Origin of the sequence: Collinsella sp. SGI.178, assembly GCF_050313495.1 — a bacterium.
Taxonomy (GTDB): Bacteria; Actinomycetota; Coriobacteriia; order Coriobacteriales; family Coriobacteriaceae; genus Collinsella.
The window spans coordinates 14,245-38,523 of sequence record NZ_JBNPLM010000009.1; the positions used below are offsets into that span (position 1 = coordinate 14,245).

The following is a 24,279-nucleotide window of genomic DNA, read 5'->3' on the forward strand; positions in this document are numbered from 1 at the left end:
GACTGTCTGCGCGCCACACGGCGGGCAGAAGCACAAAACATTCCCAGTATACCCGTGCAACGGGCGCCTGTCCTACTCCTCGGTATGCACCCCATCAAGCTCATAGAACTTGGTAGATGCCGGCAGGAACATCAGGTCGACGTCGCCGATCGGACCCGAACGGTTCTTGGCCACGACAATACGCGTGACGCCCTCGTCGGGTCGGTCGTCGCGCGAGGCCTCGGCCTCGTCGGCGGAACGGTCCAGGAACATGACGATATCGGCGTCCTGCTCGATGGAGCCCGATTCGCGCAGGTCGGAAAGCTGCGGGCGCTTGCCGGTACGGGATTCGACCTGACGCGACAGCTGAGACAGCGCGATCAGCGGAATCTTGAGTTCCTTGGCCATAATCTTTAAGCCACGAGACATCTCGGAGACCTCGACGGTGCGGCTCTCGGAACGGCGTCCCGGCGGAGGACTCACCAGCTGCAGGTAGTCCAAGATAATGATGGCCTTCTCCTTGTTGTGGAGCATGCGGCGGCTCTTGGCGCGAATCTCGGTCACCGTGGTGCCGGGCGTATCGTCAATCAGAATATCGAGCTTGGACAAGGTCTGCGTGGCCTCGTTGATATTGGCCCACTGCTCGGGGCTAATGCGACCCATGCGAAAATCACTGATCGAAATCATGGCATAGGCGCAAATCAGGCGCTGGGCAATTTCCTTGCCCGACATCTCCAGCGAGAAAAAGCCGACGGTGTAGCCCGCAGCGGCGGCATTGAGCGCCAGGTTTAGAGCGAACGAGGTCTTACCCACGGCGGGGCGGGCGCCGATAATGATGAGCTGGCCCTCGCGGAAGCCCATAAGCATGCGGTCGAGTGACGGGAAGCCCGTGGGAACGCCCGCTGCCTGGCCACCGGCCTGGCACACTTCCTCGGCCTCGTTATAGGCCTCGACCATAAACTCGGTCAGTGTCTTGTAGCTTGACTTAACCTCGCGCGCCGTAACCTTGAGCAGCTTGCTCTCGGCCAGCTCAACGACCTCTTTGGTATCGGTGGGGGCGTTATAGGCCAGCGCGTTAATCTCGTTGGTGGCGCCAATCAGCTCACGCAGCATCGAGTCGCGACGAACGATGGCGGCATGGTGCTGCCAGTTGACGAGCGACAGGGTCTGACCCATCAGCTCCAAAATGTACGCCTCGCCGCCCACGGCATCGAGCTTGTTGATGCTTCGCAGGTAATCGATCAGCGAGATGGAGTCGATGGGGATGCGACTGTTGTACATATCGACCATCGCGGTATAGATGGTCTTATGAATGGGCCGGTAGAAATCATCGGGCTGCAGCTCGACCTGGGCTTCTTCGACCACTTCGGGCGATAGCAGCATGGCGGCCAGTACGTTGGCCTCTGCATCTTGGTTTTGGGGGAGACCCAACTTGGATCCGCGGTCCTCGACCGTCAGCCATGTCTCCCTATCGTCATATGCCATGAGCATCCTCATTCATATCGCTTTCGAGCATCCATAGTATCAGCCACAGCTTTAAATCGAGGCGCGCCTTAACAATCATCACCGAACCAAACGGATGAACGGTCCCTTATGTGGGACTACATCTCCATGTATGACGTGACGCCCACTCAGCGCAAAAAATAAAAGGGCGCCCCGGTCTCCCAGAGCGCCCTTCTTAGAACAAGATTGTTGCGTTGCAGCAAATGCTACTCGGCAGCAGCCTCGGTCTCGACCTCGGCGGTCTCGGCCTCGGCGACCTCAGCGGCCTCCTCGACCTCAGCCTCGGCAGCGAGCTCCTCGGCGGTAACGCCGACGAGAACGACAACCTCGGCCTTGATCTCGCGGTACAGCGAGATGGCAACGGTGTGGGCACCGGCAACCTTGATGGGCTTACCGAGCTCGACGCGCTTGCGGTCGATGTCCATACCGAGCTGATCCTTGATGGCGTCAGCGATCATAGCGGCGGTGACGGAGCCAAAGAGGATGCCCTCGTCGCCGACCTTGACGTCGACGGTGACCCGCTTGCCCTCGAGGGCAGCCTTGGTCTCGTTGGCGGTAGCCAGACGGACGGCCTCACGCTTGGCGATGTTGTTGCGACGCTCGTCAAGCTGCTTGAGGTTGCCCTTGGTGGCGGCAACAGCGAGCTTCTTGGGGAACAGGAAGTTCTCAGCGTAACCCTGAGCGACCTCTACGACGTCACCCTCGCCGCCCTTGCCCTTGATCTCATCGAGAAGAATAACCTTCATGATGCGTCTCCCTTCTTAGCCGCGGTCGCGGTTGCCACGGGAGGAAACCACGGGGACGGTGTACGGCAGGAGAGCCATCTCGCGGGCACGCTTGATGGCGTTGGCGATGTCATGCTGATGCTGCGTGCAAGCGCCAGTGACGCGACGGGGCTTGATCTTGCCACGGTCGGTCATGTACTTACGGAGAAGCTGAGTGTCCTTATAGTCGATGAACTCAGTGTTCTCCTTGCAGAACTGGCAGTACTTACGACGCGGCTGACGTGCAGAAAAATCATTAGCCATGTCAAAATACCTTTCATTTGGCAACTTCGGCGAACCGAAGCCGCCTCTCACTCAAAAATAGGTGAACAACCCTTAAAACGGGATGTCCTCATCGTAGACGTCGACCGCGGGCGGCGTAGCCACCGGTGCGGCAGGACGTGCTGCGGGCGCGGGAGCTGCGGGGGCGTAACCGCCCTGATCGTAGCCACCCTGGCCACCACGGGAGCTCATAAACTCGATCTCATCGACGATGACCTCAAGCTTGCTCCTGCGCTGACCGTCGCGCTCCCAAGAGCTGTAGCGCAGCTTGCCCTCGATCGCGACCTTGTTTCCCTTTGCCAGGAAACGGCTCACGGCCTCGGCGCGGGTGCCGAACATAGTGCAGTCGACAAAGTTGGGATAGTCCTCCCACTCGCCAGTCTGCGCATTGCGGCGGCGATCGTTCACGGCGACGCCAAAGGACAGAACCTGGGTTCCGCCGGCAGTGGCGCGCAGCTCGGGATCGCGGGTGAGGTTACCGGTGATGTTCACTCGATTGATGCTCATTACTCACTACTTCCTCTTGGGGCACAAGCCCAGTCCAAAACGACAGTCTTACTCCTGGTCGTCGCGACGGACGATCATGTGGCGGACCACAGCGTCGGTGATGCGCAGGACGCGATCAAGCTCGGCGATCTGGGTAGGATCTGCGTGGAAGTTGATGAGGGTGTAGTCACCATCGGTGAGGTCGTTGATCTCGTAGGCGAGCTTGCGCTTGCCCCACTCGTCAACGGAGTCGACCTTGCCAGCGCCCTCAGCGATCGTGGTATCGATACGCTTCATAACAGCGAGACGAGTCTCGGGGTCGAGCGACGGGTCAACAAAGAACAGCAGTTCATAAGCCTTCATATTGTCACCTCCTCTGGACAAATGTGGCTTCAGGTCGTGAAGGTGCGCCTGAAGCAGGAAAAGACTTGGTAATAGTATCTTTCAACCTCCCAGGCTGCAAGAATATGCAGCTACAACCTCATGACCTCCACATATGTCCATACTCGCACGGCCTTTCTTGCATATTCCAACCAAATGCTGTCCAAGAGCTTGACGGATTTGAGGACAAGGGCGGGTACATACCGACTTTCTGCCAGATAACCGCAAGTCGCTCGCAGCACGGCTGCGGTCGCAAAATGCATACCAGCGGTACAACGCGACATTTTGAATTATTAAACTTGATTCCCGACCGTCCGTAACTACCTCATTTGAACAGTTCGTCTGGTCAGATTACGCAGGTCATCGATTGGTTTCGGCACGGTTGGGCAAACGACGGAGCGATGCAATTTAAAAAATGCCAAGTTTTTGGTTTGCACTTTGCGATTCCTCGTGTATACTGACTTTCGCATTTAACGGAGAGTTGTCCGAGTGGCCGAAGGAGCACGATTGGAAATCGTGTAGGCGTCAAAAGCGTCTCCAGGGTTCAAATCCCTGACTCTCCGCCAGTTAATTCCAAAGCAGGCCTTTGTGCCTGCTTTGTTTTTACCCCACGCGGAGGGGTGGCAGAGTGGTTGAATGCGGCGGTCTCGAAAACCGTTTGGCCTGTATAAGGTCACGAGGGTTCGAATCCCTCCTCCTCCGCCATTTTGGTTGAGAAAGCTCCCAACAAAGGGAGCTTTTTTGTTTTGAGTCCCTTACAAACAAATACGGCGGAGGAGGGGTTCGAACCCGCCAGGGCGTTCAACACCAACCCAGATCTCCAAACATGTACATCACCCTCCAAAGATGTCAAAAAATGTCGTTTTTGGATGCTGATGTACATGTTTGGAACCTGTGACCGCGCCCAGTTCCGACCGTTTACCGAGCAATGGGGTCACGACCTCCCACAACCATGTACTATGTACGGGCATTTTCCAATCCAACTACCCAAAGGAACCCACCTTGCCCGTCATCGCCACTGTAATCGTTACCGCACACGCCTCGGATGCCATGGTTGCCATCCCGTTTTGGCTCGAGATGTTCGCTGTCGTCGCGGCGTCGATTTCGGGTGTACTGGTTGCGCGCGAGCACAAACTCGATCTGGTGGGCGCCGTCGCGCTCGCCGTGGTCTGCGGTCTGGGCGGCGGTCTTTTGCGCGATATGACGCTCCAGGTGGGCAACGTCTACATCCTTAACCAGCCCATGGCGCTGCCGCTGTCCATCGCCACGGCGGCCATCATCTACATCTTCCCTGCCATCGTCGACAAGCCCGACAAGCTCATCCCCCTGCTCGACATCATCTCGGTGGGTATTTATGCGGCAACCGGCGCAGATAAGGCGCTCGTGTACGGATTTGCACCGGTCGTGTGCATCATGATGGGCTTTTTTACCGCGGTAGGCGGCGGCATGCTGCGCGATGGTTTTATGGGCGTGGTGCCGGGTATTTTCCAGCGCACCAACTTCTATGCCATCGCGGCTATCGCTGGATCGGCAAGCTATGTTTGCCTTGTCATGAGCGGCTTAGTCAGCAATGTCGTCGCGCTGGTCGTTTGCGTCGCAGTGACCATGGGCCTTCGCTGGCTCTCGCTGCGCTTTGACATCAAAAGCCCCACCGAGGAAGACATCGCACGTTTCCTACATCGTAAAAAATAGATAGCACGGCCCGGCCCATCGCAAGGTGACAGCCTGTCTACAACCGGCCGCAAGCCCGATATCCCGCGACACCTTACGTAGGCAATTGCCCATGCAGAATACTGCAACCGCGAGTTTCTTTTAGAGCGAAGGCGCAATGGGTACCCTATTGGGTGTATGCAAATCACCAAGCAAAGGATTCACCATGCCTCATAACCAACCCGCGGCGGCGCAACGTCACAACATGCGCGGACACCTCATTATGGCCTTCGCGCTTATCGCGCTGGCGTTTACCGCACTTCCTTCCATGGCATTCGCCGGTACCGACACCGCGGGCAATGTTTTCGTGTCTGACGGGGATTCCAGTCCATCCGGCGTCGGGGGCGATCTGTACTGGGCCGGTCAAAGCCTTAGCCTGGACGACGCGTCCATCGACCGCGATGTCATCGCCGCCGGCGAAAGCCTGTCGATTCGCGACTGCACCGTAGGCGGCGCCGTTCGCCTGGCGGCGCGCACCATCGATATCGCCAAGACCACCATTGATGGAAGCGTGACAGTTGCCGCTCAGCACGTCGTACTTAACTCCGGCAGTACCGCCAATTGCTTCTATGCCGCAGGTGAGACGGTTGCCCTGCGCGGCTCCGCCAAGTCGGCAGCGCTCGCGGGCAGTACGGTAACCATCGACGGCACTGTCGATGGCGATGTTGAGGTCTGGGCCGACAAGCTGGTGCTCGGCAAAAACGCCAACATCACCGGTACCGTAAACGCTCATGTCTCACAGGACCCCGAACGCGCCGACGGCGCCAAAGTGGGAGCCCTCAAGATCGACCGCACCGAGAACGAGGACACCTCCACCGTCAACGACGTCATCGGCGGCATCGTTGCCGCAGCTCTTTCCACCTGCTTTGTCGCGATTCTCCTTGAGCTCGTCTTTCCGCGTGCAACAGCCAGCGCGGCCGGCATGCTTCACCAGCACCCCGCCCCGCTGTGGGTGAGCGGTCTTTTGGGCACGGTAGCCGCCGTTCCCGCCATCTTGCTGCTCATCATCTCTATTGCCGGCCTGTCGCTCGCCGGAGCCCTGATGTGCGGCGTCATCGGCATCGCCCTGGTCTCGGCCGCCTTTGCGGGCACCGCGGTCGCACGCATGGTCGGGCACAGCCAGAACCGCTACGCCATGGCCGCCGTGGGCGGCGCCATCGCCGACGCCCTTACAGCACTTCCCCTTATGGGCAACTTTATCAGCGGCGTAGCCTTCGTCTTTATGCTGGGCTATCTCATGCAGATCATCTGGCGCAACGCCCACGTCAAGCCGCAACAGGCCCCCAACACCCCGGGCCTTCCCTCCGCCTAACCGAGAACCGCCGCAAAGGTGTCCTTCCTCTTTGTGGTGGTACAAAAAGGGCGCCGGCCGCGATGGTCGACGCCCTTTCTTGTGAATGCTACAGAGCTCAGCGCTTATTTGTTGACCTGACCGGCGCGAACGGCAGCCTTCTTGCGATCGGTGGCGTTGAGCAGACGCTTGCGCAGACGGATGTTCTTGGGGGTGATCTCCACCAGTTCGTCATCGGCGATGTACTCCAGCGCCTCCTCCAGCGAGAAGGTGCGAGGCGGCACCAGCTGCACGGAGATATCGGAGGTCGAGGAACGCTGGTTGCCCAGGTTCTTGGTACGGGCGATGTTGACGACCATGTCGCCGGCCTTGCTGCGCTCACCCACGATCATGCCCTCGTAGCACTCGACACCCGGCTCAACAAACAGCTGGCCGCGCTCCTGCAGCGTGCCCAGAGCGTAGGCAACGGCCTTCTCGGTGGTCATGGAGATCATGGCGCCGTTCTGACGGTTGCCGATCTCGCCGGCGTAAGGACCGTACTCCAGGAAGGTGTGATAGAACACGCCCTCGCCGTGAGTGACGTTCATGATGCGGTTCTTAAGGCCCATGATGCCGCGGGTCGGGATCTTAAACTCAAGGTGCGTCACGATGCCCGAGGTGTCCATGCTGGTCATAATGCCGCCAGAGGTGCCAAAGACCTCGACGACCTTGCCCGAGTACTCGTCCGGGCACTCGACGACGGCCTGCTCGACGGGCTCCATCTTGTTGCCGTTCTCATCCTTCTTAAACAGAACGCGGGGACGGCCGACCTGGAACTCAAAGCCCTCGCGACGCATGGACTCCATCAGGACGGACAGGTGCAGAATGCCGCGGCCCGAGACCTCGACGCCACTCTTGTCCTCGAGCTCCTCAATCTTCATGGTCACATTGTTCTCGGCCTCATTGAACAGGCGCTCCTTGAGCTGACGGGCGCCCACAATGTCGCCATCGCGGCCGACGAGCGGAGAGGTCGAAGCCTCGAAGACGATGGACAGGGTCGGCGGATCGATCTCGATAGGCTCGAGCTCGACGGGGTTCTCGGGATCAGTGTAGACATCGCCGATGTCGGTGCGCTCGATACCCACGACGGCGGCAATGTCGCCGGCGCCGACTTCCTGGCACTCGGTGCGGCCCAGGTAGTCGAAGGTAAAGAGCTGCTTGACGGTAGCGGTGGCGCTGGAACCGTCGTTCTTGACGACCAGGATCTGATCGCCCTGGCGAATGATGCCGGAGTACACACGGCCAATGCCGATGCGGCCGACAAAGTTGGAGTGGTCGATGGTCACGCACTGCATAGCGAGCGGCGCGGTCTCGTCAACCTCGGGCGCGGGCATGTCGTCGATGATCATGTCGAGCAGCGGGTACATGTCCATGTTGCCGTCGTTGGGGTCAAGGCGGGCAAAGCCATTCATGGCGCTGGCATAGACCACGTGCTCCATGGCAAACTCGAGCTGGTCGTCGGTGGCGCCCAGGTCGGCCATAAGGTCCAGACAGTCGTTGTAGGCCTTCTCGGGGTTGGCGCCCGGACGGTCGATCTTGTTGATGACGATCATGATCTTAAGGCCGGTGTCGATGGCGTGACGTAGGACAAAGCGGGTCTGGGGCATGGGGCCCTCAAAGGCGTCGACCAGCAACAGGGCACCGTCGGCCATGCGCAGCACGCGCTCGACCTCACCACCAAAGTCGGCGTGGCCCGGGGTGTCGATGACGTTGATCTTAACGTCCTTGTACTCGATAGAGATGTTCTTGGCGAGAATCGTGATGCCGCGCTCGCGCTCCTGGTCGTTGGAGTCCAGGACGCGATCCTCGACCTGCTGGTTGGCACGGAAGGCGTCCGTGGCACGCAGGAGCTTATCGACCATCGTCGTCTTACCGTGGTCGACGTGGGCGATAATGGCGATGTTCCTCAGATTGTCTACGCGCATGTAGTTCCCCTATCTTCTATCTATATACAAACGGCACGCGTATGTGACCCGTCCAGCAACACAACGCTCGGCGGGAATATTGAGCCTTTTACCGAAAAACTCGTTTATTTTAGCGATTCTAGATGAGAGGGGTTTCCTCACCTGCAGGTTCAGGGTCGCTCCACATAAAACCATCGCCGGCGCCCATGCCCTCGTACAGCACATATGCCGAAAAACCGCTCTCGAGCGTGGTCTCGAAGAAGCTAACGAGCAAAGCGTCGTGATATCCGCCCTCAATCTCCACACAGCCGGTGTAGCCGATGGCATAGCGGGCGATGCGGCCCAGGCCTTCGTCCTTGAGACCCATCTTGTGCTCGGAGATAAAGTTGGTGGCAGCCTCCAGGCATGCCTCCTCACCGTCCTCGTCGAGAGCCGCAAGATAGCGGTTGGAGGCGGCATCCTCGATCGCCACGACAACGCCCGGGTTTTCACCGGCGGCAAGGTCGTCCAAAAACGCACCGATCAGATCGCACACCATGGCGTCGAGCTCGGCGGAGACGTTACCGGCGTCCTGCATATCCTGTGCCATCTTTTGACCTTCCCATCGCATTCGGCGTCGTTATAACTCCTGTGCCTCGGCCGCGATTCTGGCGGCAGCGTCACGGGCGCGAACCATATCCGCCGCGCGCTTGTCGAGCACCTTGATCTGGTTGGTCAGCATTACCGCATCGACCACGCCCCAGATCACCAGGCCCGTCGAAATCGAAAACCCAAGCGCACCAACTGTACCACGAAGCCGCGACAAGATTACCGCGGCAAGCGCGGAGACAACAACCATCTTGATATAGGAGTCACGGCGTTCGCGAAGGGTGCGAGCCTGCGTCACATACGCAATGCGCGCGGCCTCAAATGCCTCGGCGCGCATATGGGCCTCACGCGCGATAGCGGCTGCTTCGGTCGACACACTGGTGCCCATCAGCGCTCGCCGTGCATCGTGCTCAACCGACATTTAGAAATCATCGGGCGAGAGCGTGTGGACAAACTCGTCAAACTTCTCGAACTCACTCTCGTCGTCAACCTCGTCGGCAAGCGGAGAGACGGTGCCCAAGCGATTCATGATGTCGTCCTCCACAAACATGGGGGCATTGCTGCGCACGGCAAGGGCGATAGCGTCGCTCGGTCGTGCGTCAAGCATATGCTCGCCCCTATCGGTGTGCACGACGACCGTCGCGTAGAACACCGGCGGCTCGGCGCGCACGATCTCGATACGCTCGATCTTCGCTCCCACCACTTCGATGGTATCGAGCAAAAGATCGTGGGTGATGGGGCGATCGGTGCGGCCGGTATCGATACCGCAGCTGATGGCCGCTGCCTCGTAGGAACCGGTCTGGATGGAAAGAGAGCGCAGCGGCGCGGACGAATCCGACTTACGGCAACGCTCGCGCAAGACGATCAGCGATGGCACGGGACCGGCGGCCATGACGATGGTCTCTATGTCGACACGAACCATGGAACACCTCCGGTACGTTGTGATTGGCATGAGCGGCAGCTCCGCCGCATTGAATAGCTATACTACCCAAACTTTCGCACCGCACACAAAATCAAAGTAGTTAATTTGGGACGGGGCTTTTTTAGCTACCCAGCGGCAGGTCTAGAAACTGAGGCTGCGCAGAACAGGGTAGCCAAAAAAGCCCCGTCCCAAATTAACTGCTCCAACGGGTAAGAAAAAAGCCCCGAGGCAATGCCCCAGGGCTCTTTACGTTTTAGATGGTGGACCTGACAAGATTCGAACTTGTGACCTCCCGGTTATCAGCCGGACGCTCTAACCAACTGAGCTACAGGTCCATCATGGTGGAGGTTAGGGGGATCGAACCCCTGACCTCAGGCTTGCAAAGCCCGCGCTCTCCCAGCTGAGCTAAACCCCCACGGAGACAGTAATAAACACCCCAGCGGCGACTCGGCTCTCGCTGGGGTGTTTATTGCGAAAGAAAGTGGTGGACCTGACAAGATTCGAACTTGTGACCTCCCGGTTATCAGCCGGACGCTCTAACCAACTGAGCTACAGGTCCATCGCGCAAGGGATATATTAGACGAGTCGTTACGCACGCGTCAACAACTTTTTTGAAAATCTTCGCATGCCGCCGGGCAGCCGGGGCCGACGTGGGGTTCAAAGATTGTCAAAAAAGCGGTCGGCGCACTGCGCGCCGACCGCCGATATATGGGGTCTGATGATTTTTACCAGCTAGGGCCTCTTACTCGTCTAGGAGATCCTCTGGTATGTCGTTGCCGTTGCTTGGGTCGACTGGGGCCTCTTCGGTGACGTCTGCGGTCTCGGCACTTTCGCCCTCGGGCTTCTCTTCGGCGGCCGTCATGCGGGCAACGGCGCACACGCGGTCGTCATCGCTTACGGTCATCATCTTGACACCCTGCGTGGTTCGACCGGTCTGGCTGATCTCGTCGGTCTTGACGCGAATGACCGTCGCGCCCTCCGTCACGATAAACAGCTCATGCTGCGGGCCGACCGCCTTCATGGCCGCAAGGTTGCCCTTGCGCTCGGTCATTTGGATGGTGTAGACACCCTGGCCGCCGCGGTTTTGCTCCGGATAATCCGAGACCGGCGTGCGCTTGCCGTAGCCGCACTCGGTAATGACAAACAGGTCGCCCTCGCCGTTGGTGACCTCCATGCCCAAGACACTCACGCCGTCCTTCATGCCAATGCCGCGGACACCGCTGGTGTCGCGGCCGGTAGCGCGAACCTGGTCCTCGGGGAACATGATCGCCTTGCCCGCAGTGGTGGCCATGATGATCTTGTCGCCCTCGCGCACGCGGCGCACGGCGAGCAGCGCGTCGTCGTCCCTCAGGTTGATGGCGATTAGGCCATCGCGGCGGCTGCGATCATAGGCGCTCATCACGGTCTTCTTGACCATGCCGTTCTTGGTGGCAAACATCAGGTACTCATCGGCGGGGAACTCACGACAGCTAATGACGCTCGCGATCTTCTCGCCCTCCTCAAAGGGAAGCAGGTTGACGATTGCGGTGCCGCGCGCCTGGCGCGTACCAACCGGCAGCTCGTGCACCTTCAGACGGTAGACCTTGCCCTTGCTCGAGAAGAACAGCACATACTCGTGGGTGGACGCAATAAACATCTCGTCGATAACGTCGTCCTCTTTAAGGTTGACGCCCGACACGCCCTTGCCGCCGCGCTTCTGGGCGCGGTAAGCGGCCACCGGGATACGCTTCACATAGCCGGTGTGGGTGATGGTCACGACCATGTCCTCGTCGGCGATGAGGTCCTCGACGTCCAGATCCTTCTCGACCTGGCTGATCTCGGTACGGCGCTTGTCGCCAAACTTCTTGGAGATCTCGCGCATCTCTTCCTTGATGACGCCCAGAATCTTCTCCTCGTGCGTCAGCAGGTCCTCGTAGTAGGCGATAGCACGGCGCAGGCCGTCCAGCTCTTCCTGGATCTTGTCGCGCTCCAGGCCGGTCAGGCGACGCAGCTTCATCTCGAGGATGGCCGTGGTCTGCTCGGGCGTAAAGCCAAAACGCTCAATCAGGCGGCTGCTGGCCTCGGCATCGGTCTGCGAGGAGCGGATGATGCTAATGACCTCGTCGATATGATCGAGGGCCATAAGGTAGCCCTCAAGGATATGTGCACGGGCCTGGGCCTTTTTAAGGTCAAAGTGGGTGCGGCGGGTGACTACGTCGACCTGGTGGTCGATGTAGTGTTGCAGTATCTCGCGCAGGCTCAGGCATTTAGGAACGCCATTGACGAGCGCCAGATTGTTGGCGCCAAAGGTGGTCTGCAGCGAGGTGTACTTATACAGGTTGTTAAGTACGACCTGCGGGATAACGCCCTTCTTGAGCTCAATGACCAGACGGATGCCCTTTTGGTTGGACTCGTCGCGCATGTCCGAGATGCCCTCGATGCGCTTGTCGTTTACGAGCTGGGCGATTTTCTCCTGCAGGGTGCCCTTGTTGACCATGTAGGGAATCTCGGTAAAGACCAGGCGGCTGCGGCCGGTCTTGGTGGACTCCACATGGGCCTTGGCGCGCACGGTGATGGAACCGCGGCCGGTCTCGTAGCTCTGCCTAATGCCGGCGCTACCCATGATGATGGCACCGGTGGGAAAGTCCGGGCCGGGCATAATCTGCATGAGCTCGTCGACGGTGGCGTCGGGGTTGTCGATCAGGTAGCAGGTGGCCTCGATCGCCTCGGTGAGGTTATGCGGGGCGATATTGGTGGCCATGCCTACAGCGATGCCTTGGCTGCCGTTAACCAGCAGGTTGGGGAAGCGTGCGGGCAGTACCACGGGCTCGGCGAGAGACTCGTCGTAGTTGGGCTGCCAGTCGACGGTATCCTTCTGCAGGTCGCGGAGCAGCTCCATGGCGGGCTTTGCCAGACGGCTCTCGGTGTAACGCATAGCTGCGGCACCGTCGCCGTCGATGTTGCCAAAGTTGCCGTGGCCGTCGATAAGCGGCGTGCGCATGGAGAACCACTGCGCCAGACGAACCATGGTCTCATAGACCGCGGAGTCGCCGTGGGGGTGGTACTTACCGATAACTTCGCCGACCGTCCAGGCCGACTTCTTGTGCGGGCGGTTGGGGTAGATGCCGCTCTCGTTCATGGCGTACAGGATGCGGCGGTGCACCGGCTTTAAGCCGTCGCGCACGTCCGGCAGGGCGCGTGCCGTAATGACCGACATCGAATATTCGATAAACGACTGCTTCATCTCGCGGCCAAACTCCGAAATCTGGAGCTGGCCGCCGTTGATGTCCTCGCCGGCCGAGGCGCCGCGATCGACCGCGCCAAAGCTCTCCTCGAGCTCGGCGTCGTCATCCTCTTCCTCTTCATCCTCGACATCGGGGTTGTAGGAATCCGGATCGCCGTCCTCGCCCTGCTCGGCGCGGGCGAGCAGGCGCTTCAGATCATCGGGCATACCGGCGTCGCCGGCCTCGTCCATACCCTCGTTGTTGTTGATATCGTCTGCCACGTTACCTCCTCATGGTTTGCGTGGTCCATTAGTTCCCTACCACGGAGACGGCTTTTCCAGGTGCCGCAGATTCGCCCGAAAGAGGAGGGAAGCGTACTTGGGTACGCAACCGACGATTGAGGGCGAAGGTGCGGTGGCTGGGAAAGCCGAACAGGTTAGGCATCTAAGAAGCGTGCATCATGCGCGTGTTTTTCAATGTACTCGCGGCGATAGCCCACCTCGGAACCCATGAGCTCGCGTACGGCACGGTCCGCCACCACGGCATCCTCGATCGTCACGCGCTGCAAAATGCGGGTCTTGGGGTCCATCGTCGTCGAGGCAAGCTGCTTGGGGTCCATCTCACCCAGGCCCTTGTAACGCTGGACGGTATAGCCCTTGCGCTTCTTGGTGATCTTGCTATCCTTGGCCTTGCCGTCCTCGTCGTTGTCGTCGGGGTTCAGGCCCAGGCTCTGAATGGTGTCGCGCAGAATCTCGTCTTCGGGCTGTCGGCCGTTGGGATACACGTAGTGGATCTTGTTGCGCACCTTAATGCCAAAGATGGGCGGGCAGGCAACATAGACATAGCCGGCATCGATCAGCGGACGCATGTACTTGTAGAAGAACGTCAGCAGCAGGATGCGGATATGCGCACCGTCGACATCTGCATCGGTCATGATGATGATCTTGTGATAGCGCGCCTTGGTGATATCGAAGTCGCCGCCGTCGCCGGCGCTCGTCGTGACGCCGCAACCGATCGCGGTGATCAGCGACTGGATGGTGTCGCTCGAGAACGCACGATGGTCGCCCACGCGCTCGACGTTCAGAATCTTGCCGCGCAGGGGCAGAATCGCCTGGATGTCTCGGCGACGGCCGTCCTTGGCCGAACCGCCTGCCGAGTCGCCCTCTACGATGAAGAGCTCGGTCAGCTCGGCATCGCGCACCGAGCAGTCGGCGAGTTTGCCGGGCAGCGACGCCGTCTCGAGCAGGCTCTTGCGACGGGTCGCCTCGCGCGCCTTGCGGGCGGCGTTGCGGGCCTTGCAGGCCTGCTGCGCCTTCTTGACGATCTCGCGGGCGGGCTTGGGGTGCTCCTCAAGGTAGTCGGCAAGACCGTCGGTCACGATCTTGAGCGTAAGCGCGCGCATGTAGGAACTACCGAGCTTGGCCTTGGTCTGGCCCTCAAACTGCGGATCGGGCAGCTTGACCGAGATGACGGCCGAGAGACCCTCGCGCACGTCGTCACCGCTCAGGTTGGCCTCTTTCTCCTTAAGCAGGTTCTGCTTGCGGGCGTAATCGTTAATCACGCGGGTGAGGGCGGTGCGGAAGCCCTCGAGGTGCATGCCGCCCTCGGGGGTGTAGATGTCGTTGGCAAACGACATGACGTTCTCGCCATAACCGGCGTTCCACTGCAGGGACACCTCGACCTCGCCCATCTTGGCCACGGGCGCATCCGGGTCCGATTTACCCTCAATGTAGATGGGCTCCTTAAAGGCCTCGGGGACGTCCTTGCCGTCGTTGAGGAACTTGACGAAGTCGATGATGCCGCCCTCGTAGCAAAACTCCTCCACGCGGGGAGCCGCCTCACGCTCGTCAGTCAGCACGATCTTGAGGTTCTTATTGAGAAACGCCGTCTCTTGCAGACGATTGTGCAGTGTATCGAAATCGTAGACGCAGGTCTCGAAGATCTCGTCGTCGGGCCAGAAGGAGACGGTGGTGCCCGTCGAATCCGAGGTGCCCACGACCTCCATCTTCTTGACGGTCTTGCCGCGCGAGAATTCCATCTCGTAGATATTGCCGTCGCGGCGCACCTGCACGACCACGCGCTTGGACAGGGCGTTGACAACGGAGATGCCCACGCCGTGCAGACCGCCGGAAACCTTATAGGCCGAGTTATCGAACTTACCGCCGGCGTGAAGGATCGTCATGACGACCTCGAGCGTCGGAATCTTTTTGACAGGGTGCTCGTCGACGGGGATGCCGCGCCCGTTATCGACGACCGTAATGGAGTTGTCGGCGTGGACCGTCACCTGAATCTCGGTGCAGAAACCGGCCATGGCCTCGTCGACGGAGTTGTCAACGATCTCCCACACCAGGTGGTGCAGACCGCTGGCGCTCGTCGAGCCGATATACATGCCCGGGCGCTTACGGACGGCTTCGAGACCCTCGAGGATCTTAATTTCGCCGCCATCGTAATCGTTTTCGTTTGCCACACGTCCTCCTTCGGTTAAGAAAATCTGTATAGCCTTACTATTTTATCGTAAAAAATACCCTCGGGGACGAGGGTATTTGCCTATACAAGGCCACCAGATGCGATTTAAGACTCTTTTTTGCTTTGCACGCCCTTGGCCCACTCGGCACTGGCCCTCATGGCGTTCTGGAGGGCCTCACGCAGTTTTTGGTCTTCGATGGGCGATACCTGGCGCTCGATCTCGGCGCGCTCGGCTTCATTCAGGTCGGCATGCGGCGCGGGCGGGCGCGGGGGCGCGACCGGGCGCAGGCGCTCTTTTGCCGCGGGCGGCGTGTGGCCGGGGCGGGTCGTCTTAAATACCAGGCCATCCACATGCACGCCGGCACGCTCCATGCGCGCGCGGATTATCTCGCGCAAAAGTGTCATCTCCTGTGTCCACGAGGGCGAATCGAGATACACCAGAAGCTCGTTGGACTCGGGAAGATAACGCAGCCCCGTCACGTGCCGGCCCTCGCGCGTGCCCGAGCACACCGCGTTCCAAGCACGGTAGACCGCGCGCGATTCCTCGGCGGCCTCCATTTGCGCACGACGATCGGGCGTGGCCGACGCCAAGATGCGCTGGCGCTCGGCACCCAAAAAGTCACTGAAGGCAGCCGTGCCGTTCTCACGCTCGTAATTAGCACGCCTCACCCATGCTCACCACCTTGGCTCGATCAAGTAACTCATCGGTAAAGTATCCCAAATTGGTGGTGGTTATGACTGTCTGGATGTCGTCGCCGATCAGCTGCAAAAAAGCGGCGCGGCGATCGCCGTCGAGCTCGCTCATCACGTCATCCAAAAGCAGCAGCGGGGCGGTACCCAGAATATCGCGGGCTACGGCCACCTCGGCCACCTTCCAAGCCAGAACCAACGTACGTTGCTGACCCTGACTGGCAAACGAGCGCGCCGAGCGGCCGGCGACCGAAAACTCAATCTCGTCGCGGTGCGGACCCACGAGTGTCACGCCGCGGCGGATTTCCTCGTCGGCGCGCTCGTCGAGCGCCGCGAGCATGTGCTCGTATGCCCAGCCCCTCAGCTCCTCGCGGTCATCGGTCTGGGGCAGCTCTCCCAACGTGGACGCATAGGCCACATCGGCCTCCTCCCCGGACGCAACCAGCCCGTAGGCATTGCGCACGTGAGCGGCCAAGCGATCGAGTAAGGCCAAGCGGTGCACCAGCAGGGCCGATCCGGCGCGGGCAATCGACTCATTCCACGCACCGAGCATCTCACGGCAGCACCATGTCTCTTTGAGCAGGGCGTTGCGCTGCGTCACGCAGCGGCCATAGGCGCTTGCCAGATCGGCATAGCGGGCGCTCAGCTGCACACCAAAGTCGTCGAGCGCGGCGCGACGCACGCTGGCACCGCGCTTAACCATATCCAGATGATCGGGGCAGAACAAAACACTCGGCAGCACGCCGCGCACACCAGAGGCGGCACATCGCTTGCCGTTGCGGCTAAACGAACGCTTACCGTCCTCCACGCATAGGCCCATGTCCAGCACGCGGCCATCGCCCTCGAGCCTAAGCTCGGCCTTGCACAAACCCGTGCCGTCGTGCACAAGCTCGACGGCAGTGGAATGCCTAAACGAGGCGCCGCTCGTTAGCAGCTGCAGTGCCTCTATGAGGTTGGTCTTTCCCGCCGCGTTGGGCCCCGCGAGCACCGTCACGCCATCGCTCAGCGCCAGGCGATAGCTATCGAAGCTGCGGTAGCGCGCGACGGAAAGGTCGCGGGCGAACATAGCCATAGGGCGCCGCTAGATGCGCACCGGCATGACCAGGTACAGATAGTTGATCTTGTCGTAGGACTTAAAGATGCCGGCCTGCGAGTAGCTCTTGAGCTCCAGCGTGATCTCCTTCTCCTTGGACAGGGCGTTGAGACAGCCAAAGATGTAGTGGTAGTTAAAGGCAATGGTGCCCGACTCTCCCTCGGCCTCGACATCGATCGTCTCCTGCGCCAGATCCTGGTCATTGGAGATGGAGGACAGGCCCATCTGGCCGTTCTCGACATCGATCTCAAACTTGACGGCGGGGTTGGCGCTCGCGATGACCGCCACGCGCTTGAGGGCGGCATTAAAAGCCGCCACGTCGATCTTGACGCTCGTTACGCACGAATCGGGGATGAGCTGCTTGTAGTTGGGATACACACCCTCTATGCGGCGCGACACGTAGGTGGTGTTGCCGGCTTCAAAGACAACCTGGGTGTCGGTGGCACCGATCATAATGGTCGCCTGGCTCGCCATGATGCTCAGGGCGTCGTTGAAGGCATCGGCCGGCACGTTGAGCTCAAAGGAGCCCTCGAGCGTCGAGGTCTCCACCTGCGTATCGCACACGGCCAGACGGAAGGAGTCGGTCGCCACCAGGCGCACGGTGTTGTTTTCGACTCTCATATGCACACCGCCCAGGATGGGGCGGGCCTTGTCGGTCGAGGTGACGCGCCACACGCGGCCGACCATTTCGGACAGAATGTCGGTCGGGAGCTCAACGGCGCTCTCGATGGCATAGGCCGGGAACTCGGGGAAATCGTTGGCATCGAGCGTATTCAGGCGGAAGGAACTCTTCTCGCAACCGATCAGCACCTGGCGCTCCGAAAGCTCAAAGGTAACTGGGGCATCGGGAAGGGTCTTGGTGATGTTGGAGAGCATCTTGCAGGGGATTACCATCTCACCTTCCTCTTCCACATGTGCCGCGATGCGGTGACGAATCGAGATAGTGTAGTTAGAGGTCTGGAATTCCAAGATGCCGTCTTGTGCCTTGATGAGCACGCCTGACAGAATGGGGAGGGTGGATGCCGAAGCGACACCCTTCATGACGACGCCGATTGCTTGCGTAAGCGAGCTCTGGCTGACGGTGAACTTCATCTTTTAATACCTTTCTATAGATATAAATATCTCAATAATAGTAATAGTACTGACGAAACTGTTGATTACTCCCAAACATGCAGGTCAAACCCAAAAAGAGAATCGACAGTTCCCTGTGTGCAACAGGGGTCGTTTTCCACGTTCAAAACCTGCGCAAAACTTTTCATCGGAGCGGGCTGGGTTTTAGACACCTTATGCCCGCGGTTTCGACAAGTTTTCAACAGGTGTGCCTATTTCCCTACGAGCGCAGTGTAATTTTGTCTCGTAGCGATTTGAGGTCCTCGGTCACGGTCCGGTCTTCCTGAATCATCTTCTGGACTTTTTTGTAGCTCGTGCTGACGGTCGAGTGGTTGCGGTTGCCAAACTCCGCACCCACGGCGGTGGTTGTCATCTCGCACATCTCGATCGCTAGGTAAATGGCGATATGGCGAGCCTTGGCGATATTGGCATTGCGTCGCGGACCAATGAGCTCCTCATGCGTCACGCCGTACTGCTCCTCGATAACAGACTGAACTGTCTGCACGTTGATCTTTTTGGCCGACGTGTCGAAGTACTGGCTGGCGATGGCATCGATGTCGTCGAAGCTCAGCTCGCTACCCTCGCGCTCGCGGTCGCCCGCCTCCCCGGCGCAGCGCTCGCAGAAGCTCTCGAGCTCACGGATGTTGGTGCCCGATACCTCCGCCATGTGTTTAAAGTGCTCGTCAGTCAGATGTCCGCTGTCGCCACCGTAGGCCGCCAGCAGCGAGTCGTCGCCCGCCTCGGGCGCCGCCGCGATCGTGTTCTCGTAATAGCGCTGCAGAATCTTGTACTTCATCTCGTAGCTGGGCTCTGCTACCAAGCAGAGCATGCCGGCGTTAAAGCGGCTGGTCAGGCGCTCGTCCATGTTCAGATCCTTGGGCGCACGGTCTGCGGCAATCACGACCTTCTTGTTGTTGCGGATAAACTCGTCCATGAGCTGGAAAAAGTAATCCACGCTCGCGCGCTTGCCGATGATGTTTTGGATGTCATCGATGATGAGCACGTCCACGCCGTGGTATGCCTGCATGATGGGAGCGTTACTCTTCTTTTGGCGGTCGAATTCTGTCATCAGATCATCGATGTATGCCTGTGAGTTGGCGTATTTCACTTTGATCTCGGGCGACTTCTCGGCGAGCTCGTTTTTGATAGCGAGCAGCAGGTGGGTCTTGCCTAAGCCCGATTTGCCATAGATGAACAGGGATGTGCAAGTACCGCGTTCGTCTGCGAGTGCGGCGAATTTAAGCGCCGAACGATAGGCGTGGCTGTTTTCGGGGCCGTAGACAAAGTTTTCGAAGGTGAATTTTGAGTTGGCCACGAGGGGCGCGCCATCGGCGTTCTGCTCGCCCGGCGCCGCAGCCACAGGCACGCTCACAGGCGATGTCGAGACTGGTTTTGCGCTCTTGGCGGGTGTCACGCCCTTCATCTGATTCATCATGCGGCGGAAATCGTCGGCCGACAGCGTGTTTTTAATCGCGACGCCCGGTTCTTCGCCCGGCGCCGCGTCGTGCGCGACGGGCATGTGTGAAACGCTGGGGGCGGTTGCTACCGGCGCGGCTGTTGCGTGGGGCATGGTTTCACGGGAAACATCGCTCGCATTGGTCTCCGGAGCCGCCACGGGGGCGACGGTCGTCAAAGGGGGAGTGACGGGTGCCGCCCCCGTGGCGCCTGTCGTGGGACCCTGCGGGGCCACGATGTTGAGCGCGATCGGCGCAAAGGCAATCTCTTCTAGGTAGTGCTCGATAGTCGGCTGGTGCTTTTTGAGCTGCGCAATGGCAAAGCGCGACGGTGCCTCGATGGTCAAGGTGTCCTCGGTTAGGCTCACGGCACGCGATTGCCCCAACATGTTGATGAGGCGCGCATCTTGGCCGTCGCGCTGGCAAAAGGCGATGGCATCCTCCAGGATGATGCTTGCTTCCTCGTCCACTGTCTCTCCCGTTCCTTAACTTTGGGCACGCACGCGAGCGCTGCCGAGTTCGGTCAGATGGTATTTCTGACCGTGTTTGATTACCAAGCCGGCCTGCGCCAAGTCATTGAGTGTGCGTGACCACGTGGGCGCGGAGTTTCCAAATGCTCGCGCCAGGTCGGTGGCGCCGCACTCTTGGTTTTGAGCCAGATATCCCAGCGCCGCGTTGCCGCGCTCGCTCACAAATACGTCCCGTTGCGGCTGTGCGTATTGATTCGCCGCATTAGGATACATCATTTGAGCTGCTGGTTGTTGAGAACTCTGCATGGTTGGCATCGGCTGTTGAAAACTTTGCGGCCACTGTTGGTATGGCTGCGGCGGCATCTGCTGGGCCCAGGGATGGTACGGCTGCGGCATCTGCTGATACGGCTGCTGATAGCCCTGGGGATACTGCTGCATATATTGCTGGGAGTATCCCTGCTGCGGCATATATTGTCCCGGATATGCCTGCGGGTACGGTTGGAAGCCCATCTGCCGCGCTCCTTGCATGTCCGTCACCTGCTGCATCGCGGCTGCATCCAAATCGGCCGGGACCATGGACTCTGCCGAGCCTTGAGTTGTCGTCTGTCCCGCGGGCTGGGGGTCCTGCATGGGCGGCATGCCGGGTTGATGCATCTGCTGCGAAGCCATGGGCTGTTGTAGTGGGGACGCGGCCATGGTTTGCTGCGGAGCCATCATTGCTTGCTGTGGAAATGCTCCCGGCAGTGGGTATTCCGACCCCTGGGCCTCGGGGCGCACGGCTGCCCCGCGCCCTCCCGCGCGCTCAATTTCCTGCACGCGCTTGGGGTCGAGGCTCACCGTGACGACGGTGCCGTTGCCCATGTTATCTTCGATGGAGACTGCCCCGCCGGCGTTTTCCAGGTATTCCTGCACCATGGGAAAACCTGCCCCGGTGCCGCGTATATACCGCTTCATCTTGCTGTTTGCGCTGGTGACGCCAAAGTCGAAGGCGCGCTCTTTGTCGTCGATGCCCGGACCTTGGTCGGCAAAGCGGATAGTTTCCCCGCCGTCCAGGATCGAGATAATGGGCTCGGCAAAGTGGGCGTGGATAAAGTTTTCGACAATCTCGCGGATAACCATGAGTGAGATGTGTCCGCCTTGCTCTTTCATGCACTGGTAGACGGTGTTAGTCGTCTCTTCCAGATACGTGCGGATGTCTTGCGGCTCGATGACGATCACGCGCGGGGTCGAAAGCATGTCGTCATAGACGGCGATGCGCGCCGCATACATGGTTTTCGGTGTCTGTTTCGATGTCTGCTCGCCCTCTTCGCGCTCTTCGCGTACGCCGTTGATGTGCTCGTTGTCGGGTGCCGGGTCACCGGAATCGACCATGGTGTAAAAGTCGTCAGACATGCCGCTCGCAATCTTTCAAAAGGTTTCGGATAAATAGTAGCTCACCGCGCAATGTTTCTCATCTTTCGACAAGTTTTCAAAACATGTTGAAAACTTTGGAAAATGGGCGAAAAGTTCTCAACATTGCCAACATGACCTGTCGAAAACTCGGTGAAATATCGTGAAAAGTTGGAGTCATACTCAAAAACTCATCCGGCTTATGGCGGAACCGTGTGAACTGCGCAACCTTTTACCTTTGATTTCTTGACATTTGAACATTGATTTCCCTACAATCTTCAAGCTCACGTGTCTATATCTGCGTCCGCGCCCTCGCGGACACTCGAAATGCAGCAGGAGGAACTTAAGATGAAGCGTACGTATCAGCCTAATAAGCGTAAGCGTGCCAAGACCCATGGCTTCCGTGCCCGTATGGCCACCAAGGGTGGTCGTGCCGTGCTCGCCCGTCGCCGCGCCAAGGGCCGCAAGCGTCTCACTGTCTAGCAGCGATACACACATCTCGCATGAAGACTATTAAGTCTCGGCAAGATTTCGAGCATGTGTTCAGTCAGGGGCGTCGTTTCAATCATCCTCTGATTCGAATGACCATATGTGAATCGGTTGGCGAAGGCGACTCTGGAAGGGTCGCCTTCGTTGGTGCTAAACGACTCGGTTGCGCAGTTGTGCGCAATCGTTCTAAGCGTGTGATGCGCGAGGCCGCCCGCAGCTGCGGATTTCCCGTTGCGGGTTATGACATCATCTTGTTCGCGACCCCTAAGACGAGGATCTCGTCGCCGGAGGAGATGAACGAGGCATTGCGTTCGCTTGTGATACGCGCCGGCGTTGCCGGGGAGGAGCGATGAGCAATCACGTTTTGCGACGTGTTGCCATCGCTCCTATTCGCATATATCAACAGGTTATTTCGCCCTTATTGCCTGACGCCTGCATTTATTATCCAACGTGTTCTCATTACGCCGTCCAGGCTATCGAGAAATACGGTGTTTGTAGAGGCTGCTGGCTTGCCGTGAGGCGCATCGCTCGCTGCAATCCCCTGCACGTCGGCGGTTATGACCCTGTGCCCTAGCGGGCACTCGCTATCGGAGGAAAAATTACATGTGGGATTGGATCGTTAACATCCTTTTCGAGCTGCTCAAGCTCATCCAGACCTTTGCGGTCGACTGGGGCCTGTCCATCATTATTCTGGTGGTCATCGTCCGTCTGCTGCTGACGCCGCTCATGCTCAAGTCGACCAAGTCGACGGCCCGTATGCAGGTGCTGCAGCCCAAGATGCTCGAGATCCAGGAGCGCTACGCTGACGACCCCCAGCGTCAGGCCGAGGAGATGCAGAAGTTCTACAGCGAGAACAAGTTCAATCCGCTGTCCGGCTGCCTGCCGCTTCTGATTCAGATGCCTATCCTCATCGCCCTGTTTACGCTTCTGCAAAACCTGCCTCATTACTTTAACGAGGGCACCTTCTCGTTCTTCAACATTCTGCCCGATCTGACCACCACGCCGAGTGCCTCTTTTGCCGATGGCTTTATGGTCGCACTGCCTGCGCTGGTTTGCCTGATTCTGTTTGCTGTCCTGACCCTGATTCCGCAGCTGTACATGTCGCGCAATCAGACTGGCCAGCAGGCCCAGAGCATGCGCATGATGGCCGTCGTCATGACCGTCATGATGCTCTGGATGGGTTGGAGCCTGCCCGTTGGTGTTCTTTTGTACTACGACGTGTCTTCTGCCTGGCAGGTCATCCAGCAGATCTTTGTGACGCAGAAGGTTATCGAGAAGGCTAAGGCCGAAGAGGAGGAGCGTCTTAAGAACGCCCCGCTGCAGGTTGAGGTCACGCGTCGCGAGAAGAAGCCGCGCCCGCACAAGAAGAAGTAGCGGTATAGTAATCTTATTTAGGTACCTAACTTTTGGAGTACGTTATGTCTGAAGAGATCGTCGAGGATATGCTTGAGGAGGTTGCCCCGCAGGCTGCGGGCGATTATCTCGAGATTGCACAGCGCTACAAGGCTGGTGAAGAGCTTACGGACGAAGAACTCGACACCATTGCCGATGTTGCGATTTCTATTCTTCGTTCCATCCTTTCGCATTTCGACGCCGCCAACTCTCCTATCGATGAGTATGAGGGCGACGAGGGCGAACTGATTCTTGATGTAACGGCTCCCGACCTTGCCGTCCTAATTGGTCGTCATGGTCGCACCCTCGATGCCCTTCAGGTTATGTTCTCGCTGTTGGTGAGCCGCAAGCTTGGCTTTAGGTATCCGGTTGTCGTCGACGTCGAGGGATATAAGAGCCGCCGCCAGGACAAGGTTGCCTCTATGGCTCAGTCTGCTGCCGAGCGGGCAGTTCGCACTCACAAAAGCGTTTCGCTTCCTCCCATGAATGCCTACGAGCGCCGTCTGGTTCATATTGCTCTTCGCGGCAACGATGCCGTCGATACGCATTCTGAGGGTTCTGACCCCGATCGTCATGTTGTGATTGTTGCTCGATAACCTAAACGAGCTTATCTTAAGGGGGCGTGGTTTCCACGTCCCCTTTTTTTGTCAAAAGTTCTTGATACACTGATTTTT

23 protein-coding genes and 5 tRNA genes are annotated in these 24,279 nt (G+C 59.0%); 9 read left to right on the forward strand and 19 right to left on the reverse strand.

Annotation, left to right across the window (positions count from 1 at the left end):
• Nucleotides 1-72: 72 nt before the first annotated feature.
• The 5 genes from dnaB to rpsF form a co-directional block, all read right to left on the reverse strand.
• Nucleotides 73-1,470 (reverse strand): replicative DNA helicase, encoded by a 1,398-nt coding sequence (gene dnaB / locus ACQRAQ_RS04090; RefSeq protein WP_427718155.1) that lies wholly within the window; start codon nt 1,468-1,470, stop codon nt 73-75.
• A 218-nt stretch (nt 1,471-1,688) separates the two neighbouring features.
• Nucleotides 1,689-2,228: a 50S ribosomal protein L9 gene (rplI, locus tag ACQRAQ_RS04095; RefSeq protein WP_427794027.1), complete on the reverse strand. Its 540-nt coding sequence runs from the start codon at nt 2,226-2,228 to the stop codon at nt 1,689-1,691.
• Nucleotides 2,229-2,243: 15 nt separating this feature from the next.
• Nucleotides 2,244-2,510, reverse strand: coding sequence for a 30S ribosomal protein S18 (rpsR, locus tag ACQRAQ_RS04100; protein WP_006235829.1), 267 nt, complete (start codon nt 2,508-2,510; stop codon nt 2,244-2,246).
• 72 nt (nt 2,511-2,582) lie between these two features.
• Nucleotides 2,583-3,035: a single-stranded DNA-binding protein gene (locus tag ACQRAQ_RS04105; protein WP_006235830.1), complete on the reverse strand. Its 453-nt coding sequence runs from the start codon at nt 3,033-3,035 to the stop codon at nt 2,583-2,585.
• Nucleotides 3,036-3,083: 48 nt separating this feature from the next.
• A complete protein-coding gene (rpsF, locus tag ACQRAQ_RS04110; RefSeq protein ID WP_006235831.1) occupies nt 3,084-3,377 on the reverse strand; it encodes a 30S ribosomal protein S6 in 294 nt (97 codons plus the stop codon).
• 493 nt (nt 3,378-3,870) lie between these two features.
• On the opposite strand from rpsF, the gene ACQRAQ_RS04115 reads away from it, so the two are divergent.
• The 4 genes from ACQRAQ_RS04115 to ACQRAQ_RS04130 all read left to right on the forward strand — a co-directional run bounded on the left by ACQRAQ_RS04115 (nt 3,871) and on the right by ACQRAQ_RS04130 (nt 6,417).
• Nucleotides 3,871-3,961, forward strand: a tRNA-Ser gene (locus ACQRAQ_RS04115).
• 48 nt (nt 3,962-4,009) lie between these two features.
• A tRNA-Ser gene (locus tag ACQRAQ_RS04120) sits at nt 4,010-4,100 on the forward strand.
• Nucleotides 4,101-4,397: 297 nt separating this feature from the next.
• Nucleotides 4,398-5,087, forward strand: a complete 690-nt coding sequence (locus ACQRAQ_RS04125; RefSeq protein WP_427794028.1) for a trimeric intracellular cation channel family protein — start codon at nt 4,398-4,400, stop codon at nt 5,085-5,087.
• 184 nt (nt 5,088-5,271) lie between these two features.
• Nucleotides 5,272-6,417, forward strand: coding sequence for a polymer-forming cytoskeletal protein (locus ACQRAQ_RS04130; RefSeq protein ID WP_427794029.1), 1,146 nt, complete (start codon nt 5,272-5,274; stop codon nt 6,415-6,417).
• A 104-nt stretch (nt 6,418-6,521) separates the two neighbouring features.
• On the opposite strand, the gene typA is transcribed toward ACQRAQ_RS04130, so the two are convergent.
• From typA to ACQRAQ_RS04200, 14 genes are all read right to left on the reverse strand, one after another.
• On the reverse strand, nt 6,522-8,360 hold the full coding sequence (typA, locus tag ACQRAQ_RS04135) for a translational GTPase TypA (RefSeq protein ID WP_427794030.1): 1,839 nt from the start codon (nt 8,358-8,360) through the stop codon (nt 6,522-6,524).
• A gap of 118 nt (nt 8,361-8,478) precedes the next feature.
• Nucleotides 8,479-8,928 (reverse strand): hypothetical protein, encoded by a 450-nt coding sequence (locus ACQRAQ_RS04140; RefSeq protein WP_154516767.1) that lies wholly within the window; start codon nt 8,926-8,928, stop codon nt 8,479-8,481.
• A gap of 30 nt (nt 8,929-8,958) precedes the next feature.
• Entirely contained in the window at nt 8,959-9,348 is a 390-nt protein-coding gene (locus ACQRAQ_RS04145; protein ID WP_427717929.1) for a hypothetical protein, read from the reverse strand.
• Entirely contained in the window at nt 9,349-9,849 is a 501-nt protein-coding gene (locus ACQRAQ_RS04150) for a bifunctional nuclease family protein (protein ID WP_427794031.1), read from the reverse strand.
• A 258-nt stretch (nt 9,850-10,107) separates the two neighbouring features.
• Nucleotides 10,108-10,184: transfer RNA gene (locus ACQRAQ_RS04155), tRNA-Ile, on the reverse strand.
• Between the two features lie 4 nt (nt 10,185-10,188).
• A tRNA-Ala gene (locus tag ACQRAQ_RS04160) sits at nt 10,189-10,264 on the reverse strand.
• A 67-nt stretch (nt 10,265-10,331) separates the two neighbouring features.
• Nucleotides 10,332-10,408: transfer RNA gene (locus ACQRAQ_RS04165), tRNA-Ile, on the reverse strand.
• Nucleotides 10,409-10,591: 183 nt separating this feature from the next.
• A complete protein-coding gene (gyrA, locus tag ACQRAQ_RS04170; RefSeq protein ID WP_427794047.1) occupies nt 10,592-13,303 on the reverse strand; it encodes a DNA gyrase subunit A in 2,712 nt (903 codons plus the stop codon).
• Between the two features lie 185 nt (nt 13,304-13,488).
• Complete coding sequence (gyrB, locus tag ACQRAQ_RS04175) at nt 13,489-15,519, reverse strand: DNA topoisomerase (ATP-hydrolyzing) subunit B (protein ID WP_427794032.1); 2,031 nt, start codon at nt 15,517-15,519, stop codon at nt 13,489-13,491.
• 104 nt (nt 15,520-15,623) lie between these two features.
• On the reverse strand, nt 15,624-16,187 hold the full coding sequence (locus ACQRAQ_RS04180; RefSeq protein WP_427794033.1) for a DciA family protein: 564 nt from the start codon (nt 16,185-16,187) through the stop codon (nt 15,624-15,626).
• On the reverse strand, nt 16,174-17,280 hold the full coding sequence (gene recF / locus ACQRAQ_RS04185; protein ID WP_427794034.1) for a DNA replication/repair protein RecF: 1,107 nt from the start codon (nt 17,278-17,280) through the stop codon (nt 16,174-16,176). The genes ACQRAQ_RS04180 and recF overlap by 14 nt, the downstream gene beginning before the upstream one ends.
• Before the next feature lie 9 nt (nt 17,281-17,289).
• Nucleotides 17,290-18,393: a DNA polymerase III subunit beta gene (dnaN, locus tag ACQRAQ_RS04190; RefSeq protein ID WP_427794035.1), complete on the reverse strand. Its 1,104-nt coding sequence runs from the start codon at nt 18,391-18,393 to the stop codon at nt 17,290-17,292.
• A 238-nt stretch (nt 18,394-18,631) separates the two neighbouring features.
• The gene (locus tag ACQRAQ_RS04195) at nt 18,632-20,335 is read right to left on the reverse strand and encodes a DnaA ATPase domain-containing protein (protein ID WP_427794036.1); all 1,704 of its coding nucleotides are present in this window, start codon (nt 20,333-20,335) and stop codon (nt 18,632-18,634) included.
• A gap of 15 nt (nt 20,336-20,350) precedes the next feature.
• A complete protein-coding gene (locus ACQRAQ_RS04200) occupies nt 20,351-21,727 on the reverse strand; it encodes an ATP-binding protein (protein ID WP_427794037.1) in 1,377 nt (458 codons plus the stop codon).
• Between the two features lie 345 nt (nt 21,728-22,072).
• Here ACQRAQ_RS04200 and rpmH point away from each other — a divergent pair, with 345 nt between their 5' ends.
• From rpmH to ACQRAQ_RS04225, 5 genes are read left to right on the forward strand one after another with little or no spacing between them, the layout of a single operon-like run.
• Nucleotides 22,073-22,207 (forward strand): 50S ribosomal protein L34, encoded by a 135-nt coding sequence (gene rpmH / locus ACQRAQ_RS04205; protein WP_019127408.1) that lies wholly within the window; start codon nt 22,073-22,075, stop codon nt 22,205-22,207.
• Nucleotides 22,208-22,227: 20 nt separating this feature from the next.
• Entirely contained in the window at nt 22,228-22,566 is a 339-nt protein-coding gene (gene rnpA, locus ACQRAQ_RS04210) for a ribonuclease P protein component (RefSeq protein ID WP_154516785.1), read from the forward strand.
• Entirely contained in the window at nt 22,563-22,787 is a 225-nt protein-coding gene (yidD, locus tag ACQRAQ_RS04215) for a membrane protein insertion efficiency factor YidD (RefSeq protein ID WP_154516787.1), read from the forward strand. Before rnpA ends, yidD begins: the two co-directional genes overlap by 4 nt.
• Before the next feature lie 29 nt (nt 22,788-22,816).
• Nucleotides 22,817-23,587, forward strand: coding sequence for a YidC/Oxa1 family membrane protein insertase (locus tag ACQRAQ_RS04220; RefSeq protein WP_154516790.1), 771 nt, complete (start codon nt 22,817-22,819; stop codon nt 23,585-23,587).
• 44 nt (nt 23,588-23,631) lie between these two features.
• The gene (locus tag ACQRAQ_RS04225; protein ID WP_154516793.1) at nt 23,632-24,201 is read left to right on the forward strand and encodes a protein jag; all 570 of its coding nucleotides are present in this window, start codon (nt 23,632-23,634) and stop codon (nt 24,199-24,201) included.
• Nucleotides 24,202-24,279: the final 78 nt, after the last annotated feature.